The following is a 23,371-nucleotide window of genomic DNA, read 5'->3' on the forward strand; positions in this document are numbered from 1 at the left end:
CCCGGCTGCTGGCCCTCAGCCACGGGCTGGGCACCGTGTCCTGGTCGGCCATCGGTCCGCCGAAGCAGCCATGGCCATCCTGCGCGCCCACATCGACCAGCTCTTCGACGACCGTCTCGTACGGTCGCTCCCCGGTCGCATGTCGAAGTGACGAGTGACGAGTGACGGCGGGTGATCAAAGCGCAGCCCGCTCGCGTGTAGGTGTCGTGGTTAGTAGGTGGTGTCTGTCCGTTCTGAATGAGGCGGGGAGCCGGAGCGCTGCCCCCGGTCAGGCGTCGATGATGACGGGGATGATCAGTGGCCTGCGGCGGTGGGTGCGGAACGCCCAGTTGGCCACGGCTCGGGCGATGAGCTGTTCGAGCTGGTGGGCGTCGCCGACGCCTTCCTCGGCGGCGGTGGCCAGGGTCTTCTCGATGACGGGGATGACCGGCTCGAAGGTGGTCTCGTCGTGGACGAAGCCGCGGGCCAGGAAGTCGGGGGCCTCTGCCAGGGCGCCGGTGTCGGCGTCGACGATGGCCACGACGGTGATGACGCCCTCCTGGGCGAGGGTGACCCGGTCCTTGAGGGACGCTTCCGTGGCGCCACCAACTTCCATGCCGTCCACGTAGACGTTGCCCGCGGGCACTTTTCCGGTGATGGAGGCGCGGCCGTCGACGAGGTCGACGACGACGCCGTCCTCGGCGATGACGACCCGGTCGGGGTCGACGCCGGTGCGGATGGCGAGGTCGGCGTTGGCTCGCAGGTGGCGCCATTCACCGTGCACGGGCATGACGTTGCGGGGTTTGACGATGTTGTAGCAGTAGACGAGTTCGCCGGCGCTGGCGTGGCCGGAGACGTGCACCTTGGCGTTGCCCTTGTGGACGACGTGGGCGCCCCACCGGGTGAGTCCGTTGATCACCCGGTAGATGGCGTTCTCGTTGCCGGGGATGAGGGAGCTGGCGAGCAGGACGGTGTCGCCCTTGCCGATGCGGATCTGGTGGTCGCGGTTGGCCATCCGTGACAGCGCGGCCATCGGTTCGCCCTGGGAGCCGGTGCACACCAGAGTGATCTTGTGGTCAGGGAGCTTCTCCAGCTCCTTCGTGCTCACGACCAGGCCGGACGGGACCTTCAGGTAACCCAGGTCGCGGGCGATGCCCATGTTGCGGACCATCGACCGGCCGACGAAGGCGACCTTGCGGCCGTGCTGATGGGCGGCGTCCAGGACCTGCTGGATGCGGTGCACATGGCTGGCGAAGCTGGAGACGATGACCCGGCGCGGCGCGGTGCGCATCACCTGCTCGATCGCCGGGTTCAGCTCACGCTCGGAGGTGGTGAAGCCGGGGACCTCGGCGTTCGTGGAATCGGTGAGGAACAGGTCCACGCCCTCCTCGCCGAGGCGGGCGAAGGCACGCAGATCGGTGATGCGGTCGTCCAGGGGGAACTGGTCCATCTTGAAGTCGCCGGTGTGCAACACCATCCCGGCGCCGGTCCGCAGGGCCACCGCGAGGCTGTCCGGAATGGAGTGGTTGACGGCCACGAACTCGCAGTCGAAGGGGCCGAAGCCGCGCCGGTCGCCCTCGCGCACGCGCACCGTGCGGGGCCGGATGCCGTGTTCCTTGAGCTTGGCCTCGATGAAGGCGAGGGTGAGCTTGGAGCCGACGAGAGGGATGTCCCTCCGCTCGCGCAGCAGATAGGGCACGCCGCCGATGTGGTCCTCGTGGCCGTGGGTGAGGACGACGGCCACGATGTCGTCGAGGCGGTCCCGGATGGAGGTGAAGTCGGGCAGAATCACGTCCACGCCGGGCTGGGTCTCTTCGGGGAACAGCACACCGCAGTCCACGATCAGCAACTTGCCGGCATGCTCGAACACGGTCATGTTCCGGCCGATCTCGCCCAGACCGCCCAGGGCGGTGACCCTCAGTCCTCCGTCGGGCAGTGATGGGGCGGCCTTGAGTTCTGGGTGCGGATGGCTCATACCCTCACGTTATCGAAGAGTCTGGCGGGACGATCCGCTGCCTGCATGCTGGAGGCGACGAGCGGCGCCGGGCGCCTCGGTCGCGGCGGGGGCAGGGCAGGGAGTGGCAGAGGAGGTAGCGCCCGCCAAGGGCGAGGCGCACCCCGGGCGTACTGGACGCCGGCTGCGGCGGGCCCTCGCCGTGGTCACCGGTCTCGGTGGCCTCCTCCTGGTGCGCCTCGACGCTGGTCCACTCCGTGTACACACCGCTCGCCTCGTCGGCCAGTAGGTGCGGCGCGTGCTCGTGAAGGACATCCAGCCAGGCTGCGGCCGAGCCGGAGCGGACGAAGTACGCCTCGGCGCGCGGGTCCGCCCGACTGGCAGCTCCTTCGCCTCCACGGCCCCTGGGTGCTCGTGGGCGGCAAGCTCAAGGACGCGGGCCGCACGGCGTGGATGACGTGTGCCTGGCGGTGCGCGAGCAGGTCGATCGCCAGTGACACCAGCATCCACAGCCACAGCTTCCTGTCTCGCCCGTCACCCCGACCCGCCCTCGGGCCCTCCTGGCACCCCGGGGGCGGCTGGAGAGGTGTCGGTGCGCTTGTGACCTCGCGTACGCCTCTGCACCACACAGTGACAGCATCGCGCGCTCACCCTCCCGAGCGAAGCACCCGGAACGGCCGGTGCAGGTCGGCCGCGCGGGGAGGGCCCCGTGCGGTGGCTCATTCAGTAGGTCAGGGAGGGGCTATCGTCGTAGGCGGGGATCTGAGACTGGACGTTGAAGGTGATCGATCCCGCCTTCTCGAACCGCATGATGAACTTCATGAAGTCACCGCCCCTGATCACTTCGCGCACGTTCCGCAGCACCAGGTGGGACTTGCTCGGCTCCAGCTCCACGAGCTGGTTCGCAGACAGGTCTACCCCGCCCGTGAGCGGCTTGCCGCCGGAGTCGACGATGTTTACCGCGGCCGCATTCGGCGTGCCGGCGCCCACGAGCCTGGCGGCTTCGCCGCCCTTGTTGCAGAAGCCACACATATGCGGGGAGGTCCGCTCCCGGCTGCAAGGGCTCGCCTCGTGGATCCGACACGTGCGCGCGGACGTGATGAGTGCTGGGGAGATGAGTCGCTCGGATGCCGCCGCGCTCCTGCAGCGGATCATGAACGCGGATGACGCCTCGGACGACGAGGTGGACGGCTGGCTGGACAGACTGGACAGAGCCCTGGCATGCCCGTCTGGTCATGTCAGCGACTTGATCTTCCGGCCGCCGGAGCGGGAGCTTTCGGCTGACGAGGTAGTCGATCAGGCTCTGGCATACCGGCCGATTCCTTTATGAGGCCGCGCCGACCACGGCGGCCGCGGTGACCTGCTGACGCAAGCCAGATAGCAGCGCAGCCGTACGCCGGGCTCCCCGCATCCCGCGTCGTCGGCCCCGCTGTCGCCGTTGCCCACCGGTCGGCGAGCAGCTACTGGAAGGCGAGCGTGGTGTCGTCATCGCCGGCCGCGACATCGACGACGAGCAGGCCCGGCTCGCTCACCTGCGTCTCGTTGATCGGGTCCATGTACGGCACTACGCCCGGTCACTCTGGGAGAGTTCCGCCGCTGCCGTGTCTTCACCCGACCGAGTGGCGGGCCGTCAGGGGCTGTCGCCGCCCCAGTCCCACCGGGACGGGTCGCCGGGCGCGGGTCGTACAGCGCCCGGCCCCCGGGGCCGAACTGCCCGAGCTCCGTGGCGAGGGAGACACCGTCGTCGATCTCCTCCGGCCCCCGGCCGGTGATGTCGAGCAGCAATCCGTCCAGCGGACCGCCCACCAGTTCCGCGTAGCGTCGCCCCGGCTTCGGGCCCGGGTGGTCGTGGTCGGCTCCGTAGATCCGGCCGCGCAGCAGCTGCTCATCGTCGCTGTCCATGTCCATACGCTTCAGCCTCGCAGCCGCCACCGACAACGAGGGCTTGCCCAGGCGGCCCTGGGCAAGCCCTTGCGCGCTGCCGGGGGTGGCTTGGCCGGGTCAGCTGCGCCGGCGTCCGAGCCAACCGCCGGCCTTCGAGGCCTGTGCGCCGCCTCCGCCTCCTGGCGCTCCTGCTCCTGGCGCTCGCGTTCGGCCTGTTCGTCTGCTCCGCTTCGAGCGCCCGGGCCTTGCAGTCGTCGCACAGGTGCGGATGGCTGTCCCCGCGGCCCCAGTCGACCCTGGTGCCGGCGCTCCATCGGTCGTCGGTGAACTTCTGCCCGCAGTCCCCGCACAGCGGACGCTGAGCCTCGCGTTCGGCTGCTTCCTGCGATCGGCGGCGCCGCGCCTCTTCGGCACGGCGGGCAAGGGCGGCGTCCCGGCGGGGATTGCCGATCGCATCCCGGAGGTTCTGTCGGTCGGCGACCTTCTCCATCAGGTCTTGGCGCATGCGTGCCTGGTCGACGATGACGAGCGCATCCTTCGCAGTTGTCTTGCCCTGGCCGCGATGGGCGGCCGGCCGAACCTGGTGAAGGTTCGGCCGGCCGCGCGTGCGCACCGGGGCGGTGCGGGACATCGTTGGTGCGCACGAAGCTGTCAGAGTCGTCACCACAGTCAGGCGTTGGAGAGCGCGTCCCGGACACGGCGCGCCGCGCGGCGGCGCTGCCGATCCCATTCTGGTCGTCTCGACGAAGGAGCGGCTGATGTCCATGCCGCTCGCGTCGAAGTCGCCCGACAGCACCAGCACGGCCGGGCGACCCTCCGCCTTGGCTCTCGCCTTCACTCTTGCTTGTCATCAGGCGCCCGCGTGGACGTGTGCGGCCCACACCGACGGCAGGTTCGGGTACTTCGCCCTGAGCTGCCTGACCGTGCGATGGACCGCCGCCGACGCGCACAACGCACCGGATCGGTCCGCGATCAACTCGCCGTAGAGCTGCTGGCTGAAGGCCGGCGCCACCGCGTCGTCGACGCGCCAGAGCGTGCCGACCACCTGGGAGAAACCGGCTATCTGAAAAGCCGCCAACGGGTGGATCGCCTCGTCGGACAGGCGCGCAGTGGTGCGGGCCGTGTCGCAGGCCGACAGGAACGCGAATTCCGCGTTCCGCAGGCGCAGCCGGGAAAGGTCCAGCACCCGAAGCGGCGCGCGGTCGTGGTCGTGCAGCGCGAGGTGGCTGTCCGAAGGGTTGTCCGGGTCGCTGTACCCGTGGCAGGCGAAGTGCGCCCAGCCACTGGCCGGCAAGGCGTCGAGAACGGCGTCACGAGTCGCGTCCGCGCCGACCAGGACCGTGGTGCCGGGTATGAGAGCGGCCAGGTGGTCGGCTTCGGCCTGTGCGCCGGGCAGGTCCGGGGCGTCCGGAGTGTGCGGCATCGCGACCACCAGCAGCCGCGGCTCGCCCTGGTCGTCGCGGCGGCCCGCGCGGGCGTGACCCAGGGCGCGGATCGTCGGCGTCGTCGAGGAGACGACGCGGTCGAGGAGCACAGGTCCGCCGTCGCGGTGATGGCCCGCCGCGTGCAGGGGGAGCAGGCTGAGCGGCCCGACCGGGGCCCACCAGATCCTTGGCCACGGACCGTCCGCCGAGGGTTCCGCCGTCAGCCCCAGTTCGCCGAGCACAGGGCCCACGATGGTGTCCCACAGCCACTCGAGCGTGTCATGGATCGCCTGCTCGGCGGCCAGCCGCCCCTTCGTGAACGCGGTGTGCAGCGCGCGTACGCGGTGGCTCACGGTCTCTTCGCTCAGCCGGTCCAGCGCGCGTGACCGGACCCCGTCCGGAGTGATGATCAGCGCGTCACACCGGTGCCGGCTGACGTTGACGTACACGATCGGGCCCTCGTGTGCCTGCGCGGTGAGGTCGGTGAGCAGCGGGGGCCGTAGGAACCGCTCCATCCCGGGCAGCGCGCGGATCCGGTCGGTCACCGCGTCGAGCTCGTCGGCGAGGGCCACGCGGTCGCTTGTGGTGTCGGTTTCGAACTCCGCGGTGAGCGTCTGGAAGCGTTCGGCCAGCTCGGGTGCCCGCTCGTGCAGGTCGGAAAGATCGCCGCGGCTGTCGAGTGCCTGGGCGGCGAGCACGCAGCGCCCGGATTCGAGCAGGGTCACCGCGCTCACCTCGTCGCCGGCGGCCAGCGCGCACGCGGCCGCGTCGGCGGCGACCCCGGCGAACCGACCGAGCCAGTACTGGGCGTCCTCGCGGCCCAGGCGACGCCCGGCGAGCCGGGGCAGCAGCCGGACCGCGGCGGCGTACCCCTCGGCGGCCACGTCGAACTGCCCGGCCTCGGCGGCCAGATCGCCCCACCGGTCCGCCGCTTCCGCCCGGCTCTCCGCCGGCGATCCGGCAGACGCCGCGGCCTCCCGGTAGCAGTCGAGTGCCTCGGTCAGCGCGTCGCCGTCGCCGAGGTGCCGGAAGCCGAGCGCCAGGACGTTGGCGACGAGGGTCAGTAAGCCCGCCCGGGAATAGGCGTCCTGCTCGGGCCTTTGCACCGCACTCCGGGCCAGGCCGACCGCCTCGGCGAGGAGTTGCGGATCCGGCGGCTCCCGTCGCGCGGCGGCGGGAGCGACGGGGTTCGTGCACCAGTCGCCGAGCGCGGCGGCCAGGCTCGCGGTGTACCCGGGCCAGTGCGGGCTGTCCTGCGGAGTCGCGGCCACGGACGCGCGGCGCGCGGCGATCGCGTCCCGCAACGCGTTCCGGTCGCCGAACTTCTCGTAGGCCATCCCCAGGACACCGCCGAGATTGGCCAGCCGCACTGCCCGGCCCGGGTCGTCGTCCGCCGTCACGTCCGCGGCCGCGCGGTGCGCGCCGATCGCCTCGTCGAGCACGCTCGCCTCGCCCGTCCTGGTGAACAAGTCGGACAGCATGGCGCCAAGGTTGGAGAGCCGCTGGGCCTGCCCGGCGACCAGGTTCGCGCCGAGGCGGACGGACTCCCTCGCGCGGTCGACCGCCTCCGACAGCACCTGCAGTTCGCCGGTCACCTCGAACCGTTTGTGCAACACTACGGCGAGGATCCCGAGCGAACGCGGGTGGTCACCCTGCCCGGCGGTGGCCTCTGTGGCCTCGGCGGCACGGCGAGCGACGTCGATCGCTTCCATGACGTGGGCCAGGTCTCCGGTCGCGTGGAACAACGCGTTCAGGTTGACGGCGAGGTTGCCCATGAACTGGACGCGCAGCGGATGGCCCGCCGACGTGCACGCGACCGCCTCCCGCTCGATGATGACGGCCTGCGCGAGCGCGGCGCGGTCCCCGAACGCTTCACCCCGGGTGGCCAGCGCCGTGGCGAAGTGGTCCAGCCGCACGCCGCGGCGGGGATGCCCGGCGGGGGTGGCGGCCGCCGCCGAACGTCCGAGCTCGAGCGCCCGCTCGAGCAGGGTCGAGTCCCGGGTCTGCTCGAACTCGGCGGCGTACCGGCCGCACATTTCGGCTTCGGTGTCGGCGCGTTCCCAGCCACGGTCCGATTGCGGGCCCTCGCCGGTGAGCGCGGCCCAGTCGCGTTCCGTGGTCGTCAGCTCGACGAGGTTCTGCGAGTGCCGCGGATCGGTGACCGGGGTGTGGGCCACCAACGTCTGCCGGACCCGAAGCAGTTCGGCCAGATCATCCCGCGCTCCGCGAGCCCGGTAGCGGTCGTCGAGAAGGTACGCAAGGATCTTCAACCGGTCGAGCACGTCGGACGACCCGGCCGGTGTGAGCTCCACCGCTCGCCGCGCGGCGTCGACGGCTTCCTCCACGACACCGCTCTCCCCGGTCTCATGGGACCAGTCGCGCAGGACGACGGCGAGGAAGTGCAGGCTCCTGGCGGTGGACTCGTCATCGGGAGAGCATGCGACGGCGGCCCGCGCGTGCTCGGCGGCTTCCGCCAGGGGGGCGAGGTCCTTCGTCACGGTGAACGCCGTCCGCAGCGCGACAACGAGGTTGTCCAGGTAGAACGCCTTCTTCGTGGACGGTTCCTCGTCGACGGCCGTCCTGCTCCAGTCCAGCGCGTCGGCCAGGGTTCCGCGGTCCTGGTTCCGCTGGAACGCGGTGTGCAGCAGCATGCCGATGTTGTTGGCGTAGCTCGCCGACTCCTCCGGGCTTTCGTACGCCAGGAGGTAAGCCTCAGTGACTGCCCGGACGGCTTCCTGCAGGAACTCGAAGTCTCCGCTCTGGTGGTAGCGGGTCTGCAGCAGGCCCCCGAGATTGGACAGGACCGAGCGGCGCTCGGCCACGTCCTCGCCGGCCAGCAGGGCGCGGCCGAGGTCGATCGCCTTCTCGACCGACGCGGGGTCCGCGCTGTGCCGGGCCACCCGGAACGCCTCCCAGAACCGCTCGGCCAGACCGTTCGCGGGCCCGCCGCCCACGCGTCAGTCCTCGTTGCCGTTCGAGGTGCCGGCCGGGCCGCCGGGCGCCTCGTCCGGCTCGGCGACCGTGCGTTTCGGGGTGTAGCCGCGTTCCGCGGCCTCCTGCAGCAGCGCCGCCTCTTCGGGCGTGAGCTCGGGTTCGTACGAGAGCTCGGGTTCGTGCGCCATTATCGCTCCTCCCCCGGCACGGCCGCCGGTTCTCCGGCTTCGACGAACTCCAGCACATCGAAGTCTTCCGCCCGCAGCCGCAGGCCCGCCGTCCCGTGCACGCGCGCGCCGAACGCCCCGTCGGCACCCATCACGCGCGCCGATTCGAGGTACAGCTCGGCCGGGTGAGGGTACGACGAGGCGTACGACCGGTTGCCGTACCAGCCGCCCGCCCAGTTGCCGTCCTTGAGCCGCACGCGCACGAAGCACGGTTCGCGGTCGCGGAACGCGTGGTCCCAGGCGCTGGGCGTGCGCAGGAACCGAGCTTTGCGCCGCTGCCGATCCACCAGGGAAACGATGACCGCCGCCACGGCCGGCACGACGAGGAACAGCACCACGGCGACGAAGCCGACCACTCGCGGCCGTTCCACGAAGCCGTCCCAGCCGCCGCCGGCGCCTCGAGCCAGGCGAACCAGCGCCGGACCCGCCACCACTGCGTACAGGGCGTCCAGCGCGATCGACGCGACGATCGCCCGCAGCACCCGCTCACCCAGATCACGCTCACCGGGCACCGGCCCACGGCGGCGTTCCCGGACGAACTGATAGGTGACCCCGGGCAGCACCAGAAGGACGAGCAGAGCGAGCTGCACCCCGGTCGAAGGCGCCTGCACTCACCACCCCCATGTCTCACGGACTCCGCTCGATCAGGCTACTGCGGGACACGCGACATGCGAACCTACAGGTGCGGGCGTGGTGGTCCCGGTCGTAGCGCAGGCGGCGGCCCTGGCACATGGCGCGGAGGTTGGGCCGGGTCGCAGTTCCCCGGCGCGTGGTCGAGGTGCGCGGCGGAACGTGGGGAGCCGGCCCGTTCGCCAGTGACCTCGGCGCCGACTCTGTTGATGCTGGGACGCCAGGACCGGAGCGCCGGCCTGATGATGGCCGGGGCGGCAGCCCTCGCCCTCTCGTTGAGCGTCGTCGGCGCTGTCGCCGAGTTGTCCGGCCCGTCATCAGATCCGTGCCAGCAGGCCCGCGACATCGCCGACGACGCCCGCTCCTCTGACGGGAAGGTGGACTCCGGCATCGAGCGCGAGCAAGCCGTCAAACCAGCGGGTGACTGGCTCGACGCCGCTAACGAATGCCTCAAGCGCGGTGGCGATCCGGGGCCCGGGTTCTGAAGCCTCGCTTGAGCGGCACGGGCGTCCGGGCTCAAGGCCCCGGCCGACGTCCGATGCTGCTGTGGGCAGGTGCTCGCGTTCAGATGTCGGTGGAAAGCATCAACGTCATGAGGAGTGGAGGCCCGGGCGGCGGGCAGCGCCGTCCGCAGGCACTACGAAGCACACTTCGTCGGCGGGTGCCTGACGGGCGGCCGTTGCCAACGCGGCCGTCTCAGCTGCGCAGCATGAAGGCATGGGGCGGCCCAGTCGGTCCGCGGCTCGGCCACGTCGCTGAAGCGCCCGCGCAGGGCGCGCGTGGCTCAGTGGCCGTACAGCCAGCTGTCGTACCCGGCGCTGTCCACCAGGTGGTGCAGGCCGAAGGCGCCGGGACACAGCACCAGGGCCAGCACCCCGATCCGCAGCAGGACCGGGGCCGCGACGGTCACGGGTCCGGCCTGGCCCCTGACGGTTCGCCAGTCGCGACAGCGCCGGATGTCTCCCCCGCAGGCCGACCAGAAGAGGAGCCCGATGAGGATCCCGACCACGGCCATGGCGGCCGCGAAGAATCCGACGACGCCGAGGAACGTCGTCCGGTCGTAGTGGTCGCCGAAGAACAGGGAGGCCACCCCGAGTGTGGGCACGGCGGCCAGCCCGTACAGGGCCCCGCGCGCGGCCACGTCCCGGATCCGGAGCAGGGGTCGGATGATCGCGTCCTCGGTGCGCATACGCGGCACCGTAACCCAACCGCGCCGCCGGGATCACACCGCCTCCGGGCCGCCCCCGGCTTGAGCTTCGAGTTGCGCGCGACCCGACGATGACGGGCCCCTATTGGCAGGGGCGTTCGGGGCCTCGATCTGCCGTACCCGGTACTTCGCGTCCCACCACCCGCCGAGGCCCAGGAGCCACAAGTGGAGGCAGGTGGCGCCGGGGCCGACCGCTACCGCGGCAGGCAACGTACCGCTACACCCTTCGAACGGTGAAGGTCCTCATCTGTGCGCAACACCCGACTCGGATGCGTGTCCTGCGCAGGCGAAACACCACCCGATTGCTGCGCGGGTACGGACCGGGCAGTGCGCCCGCCGCATACGGCCGGTACGTCCTGGTCGGACAGCCCGAGAGCCTGATGCTCTGGGAGCGGTTCGAGAGCGCGCCCGACTCCTCCCATACGGCCTGTGGGACGGAGAGCTGGAGGACGTTCTGCTGGACGACCTGGCCTTCGATTGGGGTACCGGCCGCCGCCGTCATTGACACCCGGGAGACACGGAAGGGGGCCGGACCACGTGCGGCGCTGGCGCAGGCCGTCGAGCTTCCCGCGGCCGGGCTGAGGGATCGAAGGCAGTCCGATCTCCCCCCATTGGCCGTTTCCGGCCGATCAGACGGGCAGCTACGGTCCCACCATGGACGAGCTGACCGAGGTCTTCCATCGCGCCGCCGAGCACGCCGCCGCCTACCGGCGCTCACTGCCCGAGCGGCCGGTGGCGCGGCCCGTCGACCACACGGCCCTGCGCGCCGCGTTCTCCCGCCCCCTGAACCGCTCGCCCGCCGAACCGCTCACGGTGGTCGACGAGCTGGTGGCCGCCGCCGAGACCGGACTCGTCGCCACTGCGGGGCCGCGGTTCTTCGGGTTCGTCGTCGGCGGGGCGCTGCCCGCGGCCACCGCCGCGGAGATCCTCGCCGTCGGATGGGACCAGAACGCCTTCAACTCGGCTCTCTCGCCCGCCGCGCTCGCCGCGGAGGAGGCGGCGGGCGGCTGGCTGAAGGACCTGCTCGGCATTCCTGCCACGGCGTCCACCGGGTTCGTCACCGGCGGACAGGCGGCCAACACCGCGGGGCTGGCGGTGGCCCGGCAGTATCTGCTCACCGAGGCAGGCTGGGACGTCGGGCGCAAGGGGCTGGGTGGCGCCCCGCGTCTGCGGGTGGTCGCGGGCGAGGAGCGCCACGCCACCGTCGACCGCTCGCTGCGGCTGCTCGGCCTGGGCACCGACTGCCTGGAGACGGTCCGCACCGATGGACGCGGCGCCCTGGACACCGACGTCCTGCGCCGGGTGTTGGCGTCCGACCCGGGCACGCCGGCGATCGTGTGCGCCCAGGCCGGCAACGTGAACACCGGCGCCTGCGACGACCTCCGTACCGCCTGCGATCTCACCCACGCCCACGGTGGCTGGGTGCACGTCGACGGCGCCTTCGGCCTGTGGGCGGCCGCGAGCCCGGCGACCCGCCACCTCGTCGACGGCGTGGAGCTGGCTGACTCCTGGGCCTGCGACGGCCACAAGTGGCTGAACGTGCCCTACGACTGCGGCTACGCCTTCTGCTCCCGCCCCGCCTTCCACGCCGACGCCCTGTCGTACACCGCCTCCTACCTCACCCGCGCTGACGGTACTCCGGCCGGCGGCGCCGACTTCACCACCGAGTCCTCCCGTCACGCCCGAGGCTTCGCCACCTGGGCGGCGCTGCGCGAACTCGGCCGTGACGGCGTCGCCGCGCTCGTGGACCGCTGCTGCCTGCTCGCCCGCCGCTTCGCCGACGGTCTGTCCACGGCGGGCTTCGAGGTGGTCAACGACGTGGTACTCAACCAAGTCCTCGTCAGCTTCGGCGACGACGCTCGTGCTGACCACGTCGTGCAGGCGGTCCAGAACGACGGCACCTGCTGGATGGGCGCCACCACCTGGCGCGGCCGACGGCTGATGCGCATCTCGGTGTCCAGCCACAGTACGACGGAGGCCGACGTCGACCGGTCGATCGCGGCGATCGTGCGGCTGGCGCGGGCGTCGTAACCCTGGCAGCACTCACCCCGTCCACTTCCTCGATTCCTAGGCGCTGGCCGAGATCCCGACCTGCCTCTCCACGAAGTGGCCCGCCGGGCCGTCACCACTCAACGGCAACAGAAGACTGAGGGGTTCTTCGTGTCACTCCCCTGCACCAGGAGACCACGGCGTCCCTGATCAGCCGCATCGCGCTTGCCACGGGATGGATCCGCAGGCGTTGCGGTCCTGCTGGAAGTGGCGCAACTACCGGCCCGGGCACGAGGGCGGTGGCGCACGGTCTGATGGCGAGGTGCTGCTGAACGCGGCGGGGCGGCAGCTCCTGTGTGCTCTGTGCAGCGTCGGGCACGAGCTCCTGGCACGCGTGTTGCCGTCCTGGGGAGAGGACGGCGCCAAGCTGCCCGCCTGGCAGCACGGGGATGGCAGTGCAGGTGGTGCGGTACACGCCGCTCTGGTCCGTCGCGGGCACGTCCCGCAGCGGGATGGGATCGTCCTGCCACGCCTCAAGCGGGGTCCTGCCAAGCCGGCGATGACGATCCGGGTGTCGGCGACCCAACTCACGGCGCCCACCTGAACCCGACACGCCCCTCATCCGTGCCGGACCGCCTACTTTCACTCGGCGTGCCACCGGGAGGAGAACCTCTCCAGCGCGTACGGCCCGCTGCGTCGCACCGCTGCTGAAGGCGCGCCGGTACCAACTACGTGGCCCTGGGCGCTCGCCCTTCTGGCCGGGGCCTGCGGGTGGGTCGCCAAGGACTGCTCGCCGTCCGGCGGAACTTCTCGATCGCGGTCCGCACCGGCCGGGGGATCAGGCCGTGGCGGCACGCTCGATCAGATCCGCGGCCGTACGGAGCCCGTCGCGCGCCCGAATCGTCTCACCGGCCTCGGTGAGGGTGCGCCGCAGGGTCATATCGCTGAGCAACCGGTCAATCGCGCCGTGGAGTTGAGTGTCGGTGAAGCGGTACGGGTCGAGCCGGACGCCGTAACCGAGTTCGGCCATGCGCTGGGCGTTGTCGTGCTGGTCCCAGAACAGCGGCAGCACGATCATGGGCTTGCCGAAGTGGAGGGCCTCGGTGATCGTGTTGTTGCCGCCGTGCGTGATGACGAGGTCGACCAGCGGCAGGATCCGGGTCTGCGGCAGGAACTCCGTGCCCCACATGTTCGGCGGGAGCTCGATCTCGTCGTGCAGCGGGCCTTTGGAGACGATGTAGCGGTGTGGGGTGCGGGCGAGCGAGGCGATGACCCTGCGCATGAGGTCGACGTCGGCCGAGCCGAGCGAGCCGAGGCTGAAGTAGATCAGCGCGCCGCCGTCGGCCAGACCGGGTGGCAGCGTGAACTTTTCCTCCGTCTCGCGGACCGAGGAGTCCAGCCGGTGCCAGGTGGAGCCCAGGGGACGGGCGTCCGTGTAGTCGGCCGACTCGGGATAGGTGTACAGGTTCAGATCGCCCTCGTGGATGAACTCCAGGTCGGGCAGGGGACACGCGCCCTGCTCGGTCACCCAGGTGCTGAAGTCGCTCCACAGGGCCCGGTGCGTGCGGTCGTACTCGGCGCGGAACTCGTCCCACCCGCTCCGGTCCCCGGCCGGATACCCGGAGAACGGCGGCGGAACTCGCTCGCCCTTCATCTCCAGCGGGTTGCAGGAGACGATCCGCACAAAGGGAACGCCCGCCGTGGTGAGCGCCGGGAAGCAGACGACGTTGTCCTCGACGATCACATCCGGCCGGACCCGGTCAATGATCTCCTTCAGCTGCGCCTCGCAGTAACGGGCGCCGGACACCAGCTCCTCCCACACCGGCTTGATCCAGGTGCCCAGCTGCTCGATGGTCGGCTTGCGGAACTCGGGCACGGTGTCCCGTATGAAGTCTTTCCAGAACTGGCCCGCATCCTGGGGCTGTTCGGGCGGCGGGGCCAGATTGACCAGCTCCTCCTCGAAGCCGAGCGGCGCGAGGCGGCCCTTCCAGGACGCCTCCGCGGCGAACACCACACGGTGCCCCCGGCGGCGCAGGACATCCCCGATCCCCACGCAGTTGTTCGTCGGCCCGTACGCGCTCTCCGGTGCGAAGAGGATAGTCAGGGGCCGTAACGGTCTTCCCGTAGGTGACAAGCCCAACTCCAATACCAGCGACGGCGGTTGTGAAGTCTCGCACCGCGTACGAACGCCGGACAAGACCGCCGGCCGATCGCGCGGAGGTGCTGGACGAGGCTGGCGACGAGGTGATGTAGATGGAGGTCTCTGCGGGGCTGTCGACGATGACGAGGAAGGAGTCAGTGCTCAGGTCCACGACGACCCGGGCGGGCTGTCCCTGGGCCTGCTGGCGGGCGGCGTATTCGTCTGGGTCGTGCTGGGGCCAGGAGTCGCGGGGGCCGCCGGCGGGGAAGCGCTCCAGGGCGGTGCGCTGCTGGTCGGGCATCACGACGCCTCCTGATCGGTGAGGCGAGCTGGAGACAGTGGCGTGCTGTGCCGGGTGCGAGCGGCCGAGGCGGGGCCGGGGGCTCGATCGCGGCCCCTGCCGCAGAAGGAGCCGGTGTGGCACAGCTGCGCCTCCGCGGCAACTCGCCCGGGCCTGAGCCGATGCCCGGACCGGTCAGGGCCGTACTGCCCGCCGGAGACCACTGCCGACCGTGATGACCGTCGCGTACTGGAAGCGTCGTCGCGCGGCCGAGAAGATGCCCGCGGCGGCGTGAGTACTGGTGGATGGTCGTCGATTGACGCTCGCCTCGGTGACCGGGTCGCCGATTCCATCTCGGCACTGTCACCGCCGCCACACTCCCCTTCTGGCTCCGATCATGATTGACGGGGCATGGTCTACGGGGCCTCGACTCCGGATATCCGGTATTTGCGCACCTTCGCGTCGCGGATCTGAGCTGTCTGCTCGGGCTCCGGGCCCACACCACGGAAGCGTTCGAGATCCTCGTCCATCTCCCAGCGTTCGTCAGGGAGTCTCAGTCGCGCCGCGACGCATGCGTCACGCCTCCGCATGCCAGGGGAAGCCACCCGGGTCTTCGGCGGCACGGGTCCAGACTCGCTCATCGTCATGGCCGCGGATCTGGTTGAGGAACGGGAAGTCCTCCGGCTGCACGGCCAGTTTGGCGACAGGGGTCACTGGCACGGGACTTGCCCATTGGGCCGGCTGCACCCAGGCATCGCCGACCTGCATCCGCGGCTGCAGCTCGAAGGTGCCGGTGGGTAGCAGGTAAACGGTGCCGGGACGCCAGGGGTGCTGTTTCAGCGCCTGCGCGCTGATGGACAAGTAGTAGTGCGGCTCGCCGAGCCGCTCGCTGCCGTTGGCTAGGCGGACGCAGCCATTGATCAACGACATCGGGTGGCGGTCCCGGTCCAGGATCGCGTAGTACATCGGCCAGAGCCCGTCGCCGGCGGCGAAGACCGCGCGCCTGTTGCCGAACTCGCTGCTGTCGTCCGGCTGCCGGGGTTCGAAGCGGCTGATCGCCGGGTCGCCCGAGCCGTGCAACAGCAGTCTTCCGCGGTCTGCGGCATGGCAGAGGAACTGCCATTTCGGCGCCTCGAGCCGGTAGTCGATGGGCTCATCGGGACCGTTCGCGAGCGCTTGCTCCAGCAGTCGGTCGAAAGACGCCGACGTTCTCTCGTCCGGGGGTGGAGTGGGACGCGTCATCCAGTACGCAGGCAGCTTCACCGGAGCAACCTATCCAGCGCACCGCTCGGGACACCACGAATCCGGCTGGATGCGCTCCCCGGTCAGCAGCGACCGACCATCAGCAAGATCCAGTTCATCGCCGTCACCGCCGGCCATGACACTCGATCACCCGCGGGATCTGGAAGAGGCACTCAGGCGGTGTACCTCCGTAGGCGAGATGTGTTCGCTGCCGATGGTTCGTGGAGCCGACGAAGGAATAGGGCCGCGTGGCCGTTGGCGCGGCACGGACTGCACGCCACCGACCCGTCCACCGACTACCTGGCCGCAGCCGCCCGCGCCATCGACCCGGACATCCCGGCGATGGAGCGCGCCATGTACGAGGAGCGCAGGCTTGAGTGGATGCTGTGCATGCGCCGCACGATGTTCGTCGTCCCTGCCGACCTCGCCCCAATCATTGAGGCTCCACCAGCCGGGCCATCGCCGCCAGGGAACGCGCAGTCTGCGCCGTCCACCTCCGCGACGGCGTCGGATGGAGTCCGCGGCGGTACGCGGCCGTCGAAGCCGACCTGCTGGCCGCCCTCGCCATCCGCGGCGAAGCGAGCGCAGCCCAACTCGCCCAAGATGTGCCGGCCCTGTGCGAACAGGTCACTCCTCGAAACCACCCGTCAATGCATGTCCGACTGCGCGGCTTCTCAGTCCTCGTGCCGTCTGCCGGGACTGGGCAAGCGTACGGACCGCTGATCTCGCCGCCTGGTTGTACCGCATTCATCGGATTGTCCAGGGGCGGCAGTTGGAGTTTTATCGGAGGCCGCGCCGCCTGCCGCCGCGACGTCCGGTGACCGCCCTGCAGACGCTGACGGCCGCCGCCGACGCCTGGCGCGCGGGCTCGCCGAGCCCGGGCGGCGTCCACGTCCGCACGAGTCAAGGGGGAACACATCCATGCGAAGCAGACTCGGAGCCACAGCCGTGGCCGTCACCACCTGCGTGTGCGCGGTGGCGCTGCCGGCGCCAACGGGGGCACAGGCGGCATCGCACGACCCGCACCGCGAGCACCACGGGAAGAAGCCGGGCGCCCGGCACACCGTCCGTCTCAGCCAGGGCGCCGACGGCGCGTCGGACGCCCCGTCGCTCAGCGCCGACGGTCGCTACGCGGTCTTCACGTCGTCGGCCTCCAACCTGGTTCCCGATGACACGAACGGCGCCCCGGACGTCTTCCTGCGGGACCTGAGGAGCGGCCGCACCCAGCGTGTCAGCACCGACGCCGCCGGAGGCCAGTCCGGGCTCGGCAGCACCGAGGGAGCCATCAGCGCGAACGGACGGTACGTGGTCTTCGTATCGGCCTCGACCGACCTGATTCCGGGCGAAGTCCATGACAAGCAGTCGGTCTACTGGCGCGACCTGCGGACCGGGGAAGTGAGGTACGTCGGCAACGACCTCGGCAATTCCCTGACATGGGCGCTGCACGCGTCCGTCAGCGCCGACGGTCGGTATGTCGCGTTCGCCGTGAGCGAGGCGGTCCCCCGACCGGGCGCGTCGGTCGCCGTACGCGACATGCGCACCGGGGAGCTGACGAAGCACCCGTTCACCCTGCACCGGGCCACCAGGCCGCTGCTCAGCGACGACGGCAGCGTCATGGTGTACACGAACAGCAGCTACTGGCCGTACGACAAGCCGGCCTCCGACGTCAAGGTGGCCGACCCGCTCACCGGGACCCACCGGTCGCTGCACACCACGCCCGACGGCGCCCGTGGCAACGGCAGGGCGTCCCAGGCCGGCATCAGCGGCAATGGCCGCTACGTCTCCTTCACCTCGACGTCCACCGACCTCGGCCCCGAGGACAGCAACGGCGACGGTTCCAACGTCTTCGTCCGCGACCTGCGCACCGACGCCCTACGCATCGTCGAGGCGCCCGAGCCCGCCCTGTCGACCGCCGACGGGGCGCTGAGCCGCGACGGCCGGTACCTGCTCTTCCGGGCGTTCGCGGGCACGTCGGACCCGGGCACCTGGTACCTGCGCGACCTGCGCAACGGCCGCACCAGGGTGGCGATCACCGACGCGGTCGGCACGCCGGTCCAGGCCGATACCGGAGACCGGCCGCTCGACGCCCGAGCCCGGACGGTGGCCTTCTCCTCCACGGCAGACAACCTGGCGCCGGGCCCGCGCAGCCCGATAGCGGACGCCTATGTGCGACGGCTGCGCTGAGTGCCGGTTTCTGATCTCGTGTGTGCCCGACGGGGCACTTCGTCCGCCCGTTCGACGGTCATGGTGCAGGTGGCCGGGGCGTCGGGCTGCCCGGGAACGGTGCGCACCTGGTGAGCAATCGCGGATCCGCCGGGCGCGGTCAGTGCGCGCTGAACACGCCGGCGCGCATCATCCGAGCGCGCCGGGGCCCTGGCCGGTGCGGGGCTTGTGCGGGGCTGGTGCGGGCGGTGCGTCCTCTGCTCGTCTGGTTGGTGTGCGTGCGGCGCGCGCCGCCCGGGTCCTGGTGTGCAGGCTCCGGGTTCGGGTGCGCAAGCTTGCGCACCCGTCGGCGTGCTTCCTCTCCGGCGGTGGCGAACACCGCGCCTGGCCGACGGATCTGGGCGGTGGTCAGCTCCAGGGCCTCCCGGTCGGTGCGCAGGGCCGTGAGGTCGCCCGCCGGGCGGGCCAACGTGGGCGGTTTCTCCTGGGCGAAGAGGAGCAGCTGCTTGTGCGGCACGGTCGCCCGGTGCGCAGCCGGGCCGTACATGGCGCGGCCGGTGCGGGGTGCGGGGTGCGGTGCGCAGCCTGGCGGTGAGGACGCGTGCGGCGATGAGGGCGCGGTCGTGGCGCAGCGGTGAGTGCGGGATGTCCCACTCCCCCGGCTGAAGCGGCAGGAAGGGCGCGGCCGGGTCGGCGGTCGGGCTCCGGGATCGTGGCGGGTCGGTGGGGGCCCAGCGTGCGGTGTCGAGGCGGTAGCCGGGTTCCTCGCCGCGCTCGGTGCGGGCCTCGGTGATGTCGGTGCAGTGCTCGTCGAGCGCTGCGTTCACGACTCGGTCGTCCAGGCCGCGAGGGTCGGTCGTCGCTCCGGAGCATGTTGAGGATGTGGGGCCAGGCGGCCGCCCCCAAAAGCGTGCCAGCTTCGGGCGGGCCTCCGTACAGGAATCGCGGGGATGCCGGTGCGGGGGCTCTCGCCTGGAAGCCGCGGGCGGCGACCGGCATCGTGGCGGGCGATCAGACGCACGGTGGTCCCTATGGGGTTCACGGGGGCAAAGTGCCCTGGGGAGGGCGCATGCTGTCGCAGGTCGGGCTCTTTCGTGTGATCGGACAGGGTCGGCATCGGCTGGTCACTGTCGATGTTCTCGTCCTGGCGCTGGCTGCGGGGGGGTGTCGGCCGGGGCCCTGCCAAGCCGGCCACCGCGTGCCCCAGAGGCGCGCTGTCGTCGCAGCACGACTCCATATGCCGGGCCCCGGGTCCATATGCCGGGCCCCGAGGGGCGTCGTGGCAGATCTCCCAGGGCCCGTGGTGTGAGCTGACCAGGACTCTCAGCCTCGTGCCCGCGAGGAGAGGCCGTGCGGGATCTCGGGCGGCCCCTGCACGTGCGCGGCTTGCAGTTGCCCTCATAGCCTGGTGTTGCCCGGGGTAATCGCGGAGGTCGGTCGTGGACACGGAATGGACCCGGAATGGACCCGGAACATCTGTCGCGCGTTCGTCTTCCACAGGCGAGCCGGAGTGGCCAGGACGGGCTTCGGTGGGAGCATCGGGACGGACGGACCGACGTAGCCACCTGCGGGTGAGGCCTTCGTCGTCCCGGTAGGGGGAAGGTTTCGCCGGCGGAGCGGGTGCTGCATGAGCGGGCCGGTCGAGGCGTTCAAGTAGCACCACGCGGAGATCCTCCGGTACTTCAGGTTCCGGGGGTGCGCGCTGGTCGACTCGTGACAAGGCAGCCGACAAGCTGGGCGGAGGAGAGCCGTGCCGACACCTCAGGTACTCGACGAGTTGCTGCGCCAACTGAGGCCACGTGTCTGCCAAGATGCCGATCTTGATCCGCAGAAGCTGATTGCCTGGTTGGGGCGGCAGCTCGGCGCGGAGATTGCCCTGGTCGACCGTGCGGGCAAGGTGGAGATGTCCACTCCCCGGCTTGCGCCGAACATCCTTGCCGGTCTCCAGCCGGTGCTGACGCAGTTGTCAAGCGGACAGCTGGCCGCTGCGGCCTCGCAGGTGGGCGGGTTCCATGTGCGGTGCGAAGCACTGGGACGGCACGTGCCACGTCCGGTGCTGGTGGTGGCCAGCCCGTTACCGTTGAACCGGGAGGCGCTGGCGCTGGCGTCCCATGTCGGCGCCGTGGTCGAGGTGTTGCGACGTGTCCGGCAGGCCGACGACCTGGCACTGCGCTACCAGCAGGCGGCAACGCGGCTGCGCCTGGCGGTCTTCACAGCCCTGATGGCCGGAGAACCGACGCTGGCCCGCCGGATGACGGCCGGCGCCGTTCCGCCGCTGCTGGACGCTGAACGTCTGCGCATCCACCTGCTGCGCTGCCCGCCCTCACACCGCGGCAGGCTCATCGACGCCTACCAGGATGCGTCCGGCTATCACGGCCGCGGCCTGATGGTGCGTTGCCCCGTCTACGACCACCACCTCATCTGTCTCCTGCCCATGGACCACGACGGCGACAGTGTGGACGGCGGCCTGGAGGCGCCCTTGCGGGCGCTGGTGCGAGACAACCCGCACTACGCGCTGGGCATCAGCCCACCCGTGCCCTTACCTGCCACCGCGCAGGCCTACGATCAAGCCCGCCATGCCCTGGCCGTCGCCTGCCACACACCCGAACGGGTCGCCGACTACCACGCCCGGCCACCACTGGCCGGACTGCTCCCCCGTCGACAAGCCCTCGCCTGGGCCCATGCCTTCCTGGAGCCGATCAGGGAGGCCCCCCGGCTCACCCTCGACATCACCAGCCTTGCCCTGAACTTCCCCCGCTCCGGCGTCGCGCGGCTGCTCGACATCAGCCGCAACACCGTCACCGCCCATCTCAGACGGGTCCAAGACGCCCTCGGCCTCAACCTGCAGGACCCCCGCAGCCGCGCCGAGCTCGCCCTGGCCCTGGCGATCACCGACCTCCCGCCACCCGACAGCAACGCCGTAGCCGAGCATCTGCCGACGCCTTCGGTGGACAGTCTGCTGTCCACCGAAGCGGCCATCACCTGGGCCCACACCTTCCTCCAACCCCTGCAGCCCGGCACGGACCGCACCGTGCACCAGACCCTGCGAGCCTGGATCGAAGCCGACACCGATGCCCAGCGAACGGCCCAAACCCTCGGCATCAGCCGCACCACCGTTCGCGCCCACCTGCGCACCGCCGAACAACGCCTGAAACGCAGCCTCCAGACCCCAGGCCCCGGCACCCACGAACTCATCCACGCGTTCCGCATCGCCGACCGTGCACCGTGAACAGCCGCAACCCCGCAACTGCGCACCATGCGCATTGCCCGCCACCCACAGCCCTCCCTACCTTCTGTTCCACCCGGCCTGCGATGACACCAGCAACCGGGTTACGTGAGACACAACCAGGGGGAGGAACTCTCGTGCGCAGACGCATCACCACAGTCCTCGGCACGCTCGCGGCAGCCTTCATGCTCGCCATCACTCCCGCGTCCGCCCGGGGCCAGGACCCGTCCGACACGATCAAGGTGGACCGCCCGGGCTTCTTCCAGTACGAGCGCTCGTGCAACCACAACTACACGCTCAGCGTCACCTCGACGTTGGCTCGCGCCATCAAGGGCGATGACCCTACCGATGGGAAGGCCTGGTGCGACGGCCACGCCTGGCTCCGGGTTATGGGTGACAGCTTGGGCGAGTGGCGCCACGACGCAAGAGAGGTCAAGCTCACCAGCCCCAAGGGCAAGTTCCGCTGGGCGTATATCAAGGGCTGCAGCGACTGCTACGCCTACATCGTGTACCCCAAGTAGTGATCCAGGGAGCTGGATCACTGGAGCTGGACGGGCCTGTGGGCCCTGACCCGGCAAGGCTGCTGCAAGCCTGAGAACCTGCTGACGTAGCAGAGCGGCCCGCTTTGGTCATCGATGCAGACGAGGCATCGCACACGCTTCGTGATCCAGCCGAGCACGACGGAATGCGGCGGGGCCCGGACTGCACGTGGTCCGGGCCTCGCCGCTCCGGGTGTCAGGAGCAGACCTAGGCGGTGTTTTGGAAAGTCCCCGTGGAAGAGGGATGGCCGAGGTCCGCCCCACAAGTCGCGCAGATCGGGTGCCTGTTGATCTGTTTCTTCCCTTCAAATTGGTTGACATTCAGCGGTGGAATGTCGGACGTTCAGCCGTGACCCACCGATGCGTCACAGGGACGGAGAGATGGCACGCAGATGACTTTCAGAGGGGAAACCCGAAGCCAGGGCGCGGGAGGCGCGCGGCGGCGCCTGCCACGGTGGACGCGGGCTCGTGGTGTGAGCTCAGGCAACTGGTCCCCGTGAAGAGCGTCTCGGAGCAGGTGCACACCGCAGGGCGGGTAAGGGACCTGGGAGAGGCGGTGCAGTTCAGCTGGCCCGGCGTGTACTTCGAGGGCCGCTTCCGCGGGACCGGCCTCGGGGTGGTACTCGACTGCACGGCCGCCGACTACGACGTCCAGGTCGACGGGGCCACCGTCGCCACCCTGGTCACACCCGGCGACACCACGCACTGGATCAACGGCCTGCGGGACGGCGAGCACACGGTCCGGGTCGTCAAACGCAACGACACGCCGGGAGACACCAGCACGTTCGGAGGCTTCGTCGCCGCGCCCGGGGGCGCCGTACTGAGCAAGCCGGCGCCCCGGGACCGCCAGATCGAGTTCATCGGGGACTCCCTCACGGTGGGCTACGGCAATGTCTCGGGCACCCGCGACTGCAATCCGGAGCAACTCAAGCGGAACACCAACACCGACTTGAGCCACGGGGCCCTCACCGCCCGGCAGCTGGACGCCGATTACCAGATCAACGGCTTCTCCGGCCTCGGCATGGTGCGCAACGTCGCCGGCATCTGCCCGGACGTCACCTACCGGACCTACTACGACCGCGCCCTGCTGAACGTGGACGGCGACGTCTGGCAGAACCCGGGGACGTGGCGCCCCCAGATCGTGGTGGTCAACCTCGGTTCCAACGACTTCTCCGACCTCACCCCCGGTGAACCGTGGACGCCCGACAGCCTCGCGGCCGCCTACCGCACAGCCTACGGCGAGTTCCTCCGGAAACTGCGGACTGGCTACGGTGCCGGCACGACCCTCGTGGCCGTCGGCTTCGACCGAAACGCCGAGCATGTGCGGCAGGTGGTCGAGGCGCGCAACGACGCCGGCGACAGCGGGGTCCACTACTGGTTCCTGGATCAGTCGGGCCTGGACTTCCTCGGATGTGACGGGCACACCTCGGCTCACGACGACCGACTGATCGCCGACCGGCTTGCCCCGTTCCTCAGGAGCCTGCCGACGGGATGGTAAGGGACATGGTCACCCGTGAACCGGGCCAGGGACTCCTACCTCCCGCCGTCGCCTC

General features: G+C 70.5%; 17 protein-coding genes and 1 pseudogene. 7 read left to right on the forward strand and 11 right to left on the reverse strand.

The window, feature by feature from the left end; genetic code table 11:
- Window positions 1–268: 268 nt before the first annotated feature.
- Together ABZ192_RS36725 and ABZ192_RS36730 are read right to left on the reverse strand one after the other, a co-directional pair.
- Window positions 269–1,954 carry a ribonuclease J gene (locus ABZ192_RS36725; RefSeq protein ID WP_356928800.1) on the reverse strand — a complete coding sequence of 562 codons (1,686 nt, stop codon included), beginning with the start codon at window positions 1,952–1,954 and terminating at the stop codon, window positions 269–271.
- 702 nt (window positions 1,955–2,656) lie between these two features.
- Entirely contained in the window at window positions 2,657–2,923 is a 267-nt protein-coding gene (locus tag ABZ192_RS36730; RefSeq protein WP_356928801.1) for a hypothetical protein, read from the reverse strand.
- Window positions 2,924–3,032: 109 nt separating this feature from the next.
- Between ABZ192_RS36730 and ABZ192_RS36735 the strand changes: the two genes are divergently transcribed.
- The gene (locus ABZ192_RS36735) at window positions 3,033–3,263 is read left to right on the forward strand and encodes an e9imm peptide (RefSeq protein WP_356928826.1); all 231 of its coding nucleotides are present in this window, start codon (window positions 3,033–3,035) and stop codon (window positions 3,261–3,263) included.
- A 130-nt stretch (window positions 3,264–3,393) separates the two neighbouring features.
- On the opposite strand, the gene ABZ192_RS36740 is transcribed toward ABZ192_RS36735, so the two are convergent.
- From ABZ192_RS36740 to ABZ192_RS36760, 5 genes and pseudogenes are all read right to left on the reverse strand, one after another.
- Entirely contained in the window at window positions 3,394–3,489 is a 96-nt protein-coding gene (locus ABZ192_RS36740; RefSeq protein ID WP_356928802.1) for a DUF6207 family protein, read from the reverse strand.
- A gap of 74 nt (window positions 3,490–3,563) precedes the next feature.
- Window positions 3,564–3,835: pseudogene (locus tag ABZ192_RS36745) on the reverse strand (hypothetical protein).
- An 832-nt stretch (window positions 3,836–4,667) separates the two neighbouring features.
- Window positions 4,668–8,195 carry a CHAT domain-containing protein gene (locus ABZ192_RS36750; RefSeq protein ID WP_356928803.1) on the reverse strand — a complete coding sequence of 1,176 codons (3,528 nt, stop codon included), beginning with the start codon at window positions 8,193–8,195 and terminating at the stop codon, window positions 4,668–4,670.
- Window positions 8,196–8,198: 3 nt separating this feature from the next.
- Window positions 8,199–8,363 (reverse strand): hypothetical protein, encoded by a 165-nt coding sequence (locus ABZ192_RS36755; RefSeq protein WP_356928804.1) that lies wholly within the window; start codon window positions 8,361–8,363, stop codon window positions 8,199–8,201.
- Window positions 8,363–9,013, reverse strand: a complete 651-nt coding sequence (locus ABZ192_RS36760; protein WP_356928805.1) for a DUF6338 family protein — start codon at window positions 9,011–9,013, stop codon at window positions 8,363–8,365. Before ABZ192_RS36760 ends, ABZ192_RS36755 begins: the two co-directional genes overlap by 1 nt.
- Before the next feature lie 228 nt (window positions 9,014–9,241).
- On the opposite strand from ABZ192_RS36760, the gene ABZ192_RS36765 reads away from it, so the two are divergent.
- Window positions 9,242–9,517: a hypothetical protein gene (locus ABZ192_RS36765; RefSeq protein WP_356928806.1), complete on the forward strand. Its 276-nt coding sequence runs from the start codon at window positions 9,242–9,244 to the stop codon at window positions 9,515–9,517.
- Window positions 9,518–9,816: 299 nt separating this feature from the next.
- Here the strand turns inward: ABZ192_RS36765 and ABZ192_RS36770 are convergent, their stop codons facing one another.
- Complete coding sequence (locus tag ABZ192_RS36770; protein WP_356928807.1) at window positions 9,817–10,221, reverse strand: DUF6336 family protein; 405 nt, start codon at window positions 10,219–10,221, stop codon at window positions 9,817–9,819.
- Window positions 10,222–10,893: 672 nt separating this feature from the next.
- Here ABZ192_RS36770 and ABZ192_RS36775 point away from each other — a divergent pair.
- Window positions 10,894–12,270 (forward strand): pyridoxal-dependent decarboxylase, encoded by a 1,377-nt coding sequence (locus ABZ192_RS36775; protein ID WP_356928808.1) that lies wholly within the window; start codon window positions 10,894–10,896, stop codon window positions 12,268–12,270.
- A gap of 796 nt (window positions 12,271–13,066) precedes the next feature.
- Here the strand turns inward: ABZ192_RS36775 and ABZ192_RS36780 are convergent.
- Both ABZ192_RS36780 and ABZ192_RS36785 read right to left on the reverse strand, forming a co-directional pair.
- Window positions 13,067–14,281 carry a nucleotide disphospho-sugar-binding domain-containing protein gene (locus ABZ192_RS36780; protein ID WP_356928809.1) on the reverse strand — a complete coding sequence of 405 codons (1,215 nt, stop codon included), beginning with the start codon at window positions 14,279–14,281 and terminating at the stop codon, window positions 13,067–13,069.
- A 943-nt stretch (window positions 14,282–15,224) separates the two neighbouring features.
- Window positions 15,225–15,911: a hypothetical protein gene (locus ABZ192_RS36785; protein WP_356928810.1), complete on the reverse strand. Its 687-nt coding sequence runs from the start codon at window positions 15,909–15,911 to the stop codon at window positions 15,225–15,227.
- A 900-nt stretch (window positions 15,912–16,811) separates the two neighbouring features.
- Between ABZ192_RS36785 and ABZ192_RS36790 the strand changes: the two genes are divergently transcribed.
- On the forward strand, window positions 16,812–18,074 hold the full coding sequence (locus tag ABZ192_RS36790; RefSeq protein ID WP_356928811.1) for a hypothetical protein: 1,263 nt from the start codon (window positions 16,812–16,814) through the stop codon (window positions 18,072–18,074).
- A gap of 139 nt (window positions 18,075–18,213) precedes the next feature.
- On the opposite strand, the gene ABZ192_RS36795 is transcribed toward ABZ192_RS36790, so the two are convergent.
- Window positions 18,214–18,600: a hypothetical protein gene (locus ABZ192_RS36795; protein ID WP_356928812.1), complete on the reverse strand. Its 387-nt coding sequence runs from the start codon at window positions 18,598–18,600 to the stop codon at window positions 18,214–18,216.
- A 1,203-nt stretch (window positions 18,601–19,803) separates the two neighbouring features.
- On the opposite strand from ABZ192_RS36795, the gene ABZ192_RS36800 reads away from it, so the two are divergent.
- The 3 genes from ABZ192_RS36800 to ABZ192_RS36810 all read left to right on the forward strand — a co-directional run bounded on the left by ABZ192_RS36800 (window position 19,804) and on the right by ABZ192_RS36810 (window position 23,316).
- A complete protein-coding gene (locus ABZ192_RS36800; protein ID WP_356928813.1) occupies window positions 19,804–21,282 on the forward strand; it encodes a helix-turn-helix domain-containing protein in 1,479 nt (492 codons plus the stop codon).
- Between the two features lie 134 nt (window positions 21,283–21,416).
- On the forward strand, window positions 21,417–21,800 hold the full coding sequence (locus ABZ192_RS36805; RefSeq protein ID WP_356928814.1) for a hypothetical protein: 384 nt from the start codon (window positions 21,417–21,419) through the stop codon (window positions 21,798–21,800).
- A gap of 514 nt (window positions 21,801–22,314) precedes the next feature.
- On the forward strand, window positions 22,315–23,316 hold the full coding sequence (locus tag ABZ192_RS36810) for an SGNH/GDSL hydrolase family protein (RefSeq protein ID WP_356928815.1): 1,002 nt from the start codon (window positions 22,315–22,317) through the stop codon (window positions 23,314–23,316).
- Window positions 23,317–23,371: the final 55 nt, after the last annotated feature.

The organism is Streptomyces sp. NPDC006235, assembly GCF_040613735.1.
Taxonomy (GTDB): Bacteria; Actinomycetota; Actinomycetes; order Streptomycetales; family Streptomycetaceae; genus Streptomyces.